The 4,080-nt window shown below is 30.8% G+C and carries 4 protein-coding genes; 1 reads left to right on the top strand and 3 read right to left on the bottom strand.

Going from position 1 to position 4,080, the window contains the following annotated elements; all coding sequences use genetic code 11:
* The coding region (locus AAC147_RS08955; RefSeq protein WP_047686393.1) for a conjugal transfer protein TraG N-terminal domain-containing protein at positions 1-324 on the top strand (324 nt) is incomplete at its 5' end.
* A gap of 423 nt (positions 325-747) precedes the next feature.
* Here the strand turns inward: AAC147_RS08955 and AAC147_RS08950 are convergent.
* From AAC147_RS08950 to AAC147_RS08940, 3 genes are read right to left on the bottom strand one after another with little or no spacing between them, the layout of a single operon-like run.
* On the bottom strand, positions 748-1,659 hold the full coding sequence (locus AAC147_RS08950) for a filamentous hemagglutinin N-terminal domain-containing protein (protein ID WP_047686392.1): 912 nt from the start codon (positions 1,657-1,659) through the stop codon (positions 748-750).
* Positions 1,660-1,680: 21 nt separating this feature from the next.
* Positions 1,681-2,682, bottom strand: coding sequence for a ShlB/FhaC/HecB family hemolysin secretion/activation protein (locus AAC147_RS08945; protein WP_231571674.1), 1,002 nt, complete (start codon positions 2,680-2,682; stop codon positions 1,681-1,683).
* A gap of 2 nt (positions 2,683-2,684) precedes the next feature.
* Entirely contained in the window at positions 2,685-3,371 is a 687-nt protein-coding gene (locus tag AAC147_RS08940) for a POTRA domain-containing protein (protein WP_052189837.1), read from the bottom strand.
* Between the last annotated feature and the right edge of the window lie 709 nt (positions 3,372-4,080).

Below are 4,080 nucleotides of genomic sequence, written 5' to 3'. Positions count from 1 at the left end.
TTTGCGCTGAATTTCCTGACCTTCTGGTGGGAAATTGCCCGCTGGCTGGACAGCTATTTGCTGGAAGCCCTGTACGGCTCAGACACCCACAGCCTGTTTAATCTGGCGGGTATTCAGAATACCTCGGACGATTTAATCATGGGACTGGTAATGGGCACACTGTTTATTGTGCTGCCGATGGTCTGGCTGGGGGCATTAGCGTGGGCCGGTGTCCGCATGGGCGATGTGGCAGGCATGATAAGTCAGGGCGTAGGGCAGGTCAGGCAATCTGCGGGGATGTTCGGGCAGATGGTGATGCAGAAGATGTTGTCCAAAGGAAAGTAGGCAAATTAAGTGTTTAAAATTTAGGGGATAGGACGCTATCCCTTAAATTTAGTTTGAATGTGATATTTTCCTTTAATAAAAATGTTTTATTGAATTTATTTATGACTTTTCTTAATCTAGGGCAGGATTATATCCCTTTTCTATCATTTTATATTTGAGCTGCATTAACTTAATACTCATGAGCCATATTAAAATAAACTAAATAATTTAGTGACGTTTTGTTCAAAATAACAATGGCTTGCTAATTTGCCGCAATGAAATTTCGGTTAATTTGGTTATATTTTTAGATTATTAAATTTCCTATAAAGTGAAATTTTGAATGCTCTTGTTATAAAAGAATCCACTTAGTTATAAGTAGATTCTTTAGTGTTAATAAATAGCTAAACTTGATATGAAAATAACGAAACTTTAATCGCTACATTATCAGTTACGATTAAGCACTACTTGTCCATTAGTGGATTTAACCTGTGAGTTAGGATTAATATTAATTGTAGGTGCTTTTGCCACAATATCACCTTTTGATAAAATATCACCTGAAATTTGTAAAGGACCTTGAACCATTACAGATACACCTTGATTCCCAATACTTTCTATATTACCTAGGTTAACACCTACCCCGGCTTTACTAGATACTATAACAATATTGTTAGCATACATTCCACCTAGAGCTTTAGTATCTATTGCCAGAGCTGGTTTATTTATATCATCATTACTACCTTGTAATACAAAAAGATCTTTACCACGAATTTTGCCATTTAACTCCAGAGCCTTACTTACAATAGCAACACTATCTCCACCATTATATCCATCTAACCCTTTTTCTCTAATAGTAATTTTACCAGTTTCCACTATAGACATAAGTTGTCCATTAGGATCTAAAGCAGGCTTACCCGTAGTTATAGTTATATTAACGGCATTACTAAAACTTCCCCCGTTAGCTGTAATACCATTTGGGTTAGATATTAAAACATCAGCCTTTGTACCAGCTATTTCTAATAATCCATTTAATTGGGATTGATTTCCACTAGTCACTTCATTGATAATAAGTTTAGCTGGATTGTTTAAATTAGGGTTTTTATTTATTTGGCCGGCTAATTGAGATCTAATTTGGTTTAATGAATTATTTAAAACCGCACCTTGAGTATCTACATTGAAATCTTTATAAGTATTATAAGAAATACCACGATTATCTGGAGTAGATATATTAACAACAGGTATATTATTAATATTTTGAATTTGTGTTCCAGAATTATCTGAAATTATTGGATTGGCGAAAGCTGAATTTATAGAACATAATCCAGCAAAAAATAAAGCAAATTTGATATTTGTTTTCATAAAAAAATCCTTCTGTTATAATTAAAAGTTAAATGAAGTAGACCAATAAATAACCAGATTATCTGGTTTTAAATAATTAGGATAAATTAAAGGTTTACCTACACTAAAGGAAGTATTACTTATTTTATTGTTTAAGTTTAATCCAAGTGATGTTCCTGTTAAGTTACCTCCATCTGAAAATCTAGCCAGTTCTCCTTTAATCCAGCCAGTATCTAATGAGCCATTAAAAGAAAGCTCCCCAAACTTTGGAATGTTTACCAATTTCCAATTAATCTCATTTCTCCAATAACCTCCTAAATTTCCAGTAATAAATTTATCTTTAAAACCTCTGACAGAATAAAGCCCCCCTATAGATAATTTTTCGCTAGAGTAAAGACTATTTGGACTAGTTTGACCATAAACAGAAGTTAAATAATAAATACTATTAGTTATAGGTTTAAAATAGCTGGAATTAACACTAAATTTGTAAAAGTTACTTTTTGGAGAATGTTCAAGGTTGTCATCTTTAGTCGCTCCCAAAATAGTTAATCCTTTTGTTATTGTAGGATTAAATCTAAAGTAACCTCCGAATAACATGGAGCTATAATTAAGTCCTAAATTTACTGTGCTTAAATTTGAGCTGCTGGATAGTTTATAATCCCCTAAGATATTTTCAGTTTTACGAGATGTAAAGCTCATATTTAAACCTAACTTTTGTTTTCCATCTCTATATAAAATTCTATTTGCTAATACAGAATGAGAGTTACCTCTGCCTGTATAACGAATCGTTCCAAAATAATTAATGGGAATACTTTGGAACGATTCATTTTTTGAATATTGGTAACTAAATAACCAATATCCGTAAGGTATACTTATTCCTGAGCTAATATACCAATTTCTATAACTATTTTTAAAAGCGGTATCTTTACTGGCAAAAAGTGTCCAAGAGTCAGCTAAACGAAACACATTATCCAGTTGCAAAAAAGTATTAACTTGATTTTCGCCTTTACTTTTTTGTCCATTATTATCTAAACTTAAATTTATTCTCAGAGGTAATTTAAAGGAATTTTTTTTAAAATAACATCAGAATACCCTACTTTAGCAGAAGGTTGAATATCAATTTTAACTTGGTAAGAATGTAACCGATTTAATTGTTCTAATCCTTGCTCTATATCTCTTAGATTAAGTATTTTTCCTTTCATATTAGGAAAAGCCATTTTTAATGATAATAAGTCTCTACCATCAATATTTAAGTTGTCAATTTTTCCTTCAATAACAGTAATGATAAGATTACCTTTAAATATATTAGGTGCATCTTGTTGTCTCAAAAAAGCTCTAGAAGTAATATAACCTTTTTCCATGTAATAAACAGATATGGTATTGATTAAAGAATCAATATCTGTAGTTGTCATACATTTAGAAATATTTTTCTTTATTAATTTTTCTTGATTGGATTTTGGAAAGTGTATAGCGTTTTCTATGGAGATATTGTTAATTACTTGACAAAGTAATTTATCATCTAAAGTAGATAATTCTTTTGGTTTATCTACTTTAATATCTAATTCTAAATCTTGTTGTTTTTGAGATTCTTCTAAAATATCTTTCTGTTTTTGTTTAATAATTTCTTGATCTGCAGGACTTATACTGGGTAAGTTATCAGGAAAAGATAAGGTTTTTCCTGATATTAACAAAGACAAACAGAGGGAAATGTTAACGTATGTTTTAATTTTCATATTATTAGAGTGTTAAAGTAATCCTTATTAAAACTATTAGTTAAATAAATAATAAGTGACTTGACATTAAAAGTATGGTCACGAATGGTAAAGAACCCTATTTTTATACAATTACATTCGTATTAATTTTCATTGCTACATACCTCTTAATATTTGTTTTTTACTGAAAATATTATCACTGATAGTCAGTCAGTAATTAATATTTTAAATAAGAATAGAAGTCAATATAGGATATTTAATAGTAAAGTAATACATTTTATGTGTATTTATATAAATAATGAAAAATTAATAACAAGTTAATATTATGTTGTTTTTTTACACTCAGTTAGATCTTTTTTACAGAAGAATGTACTGATGATATCACCGTAAAAATATTTTTTAGACTGTCGGTAATTGTCAATATTCCTGAGTTTTCTGCCAGTGATAAGTGAACAGTTAGCCAAAACGGTCCATCAAATTGTCCGAATTTATTAAAACACAATACTCTTATAGGTTTGACTTGAGTCGGGTAATGCTGCGGGGGCAAAGCTTTTATCTGACAGGTTTACGTGCGTTTTCTGGCGATCAGCATTGTACCGATAACCGATGTTTAGCTGGAATTATTAATTCATTAGTACATATATGAAAAGCCCGCTATTAGCGCTGACTTATGGGATTCTCTCAACGTTAATAGCGGGCAAAATTGTAACCCAATCAGTTACATTTAAAA

Source organism: Xenorhabdus sp. NBAII XenSa04, from assembly GCF_963866145.1.
Taxonomy (GTDB): domain Bacteria; phylum Pseudomonadota; class Gammaproteobacteria; order Enterobacterales; family Enterobacteriaceae; genus Xenorhabdus; species Xenorhabdus indica.
The sequence above is the reverse complement of the archived record's forward strand: the minus strand, read 5'-3'. Positions and strand labels throughout refer to the sequence as shown.

Excerpts from the sequence above, each read along its gene's own strand:
- AAC147_RS08950 (WP_047686392.1), bottom strand. The coding sequence starts at position 1,659 with ATGAAAACAAATATCAAATTTGCTTTATTTTTTGCTGGATTATGTTCT.
- AAC147_RS08940 (WP_052189837.1), bottom strand. The coding sequence starts at position 3,371 with ATGAAAATTAAAACATACGTTAACATTTCCCTCTGTTTGTCTTTGTTA.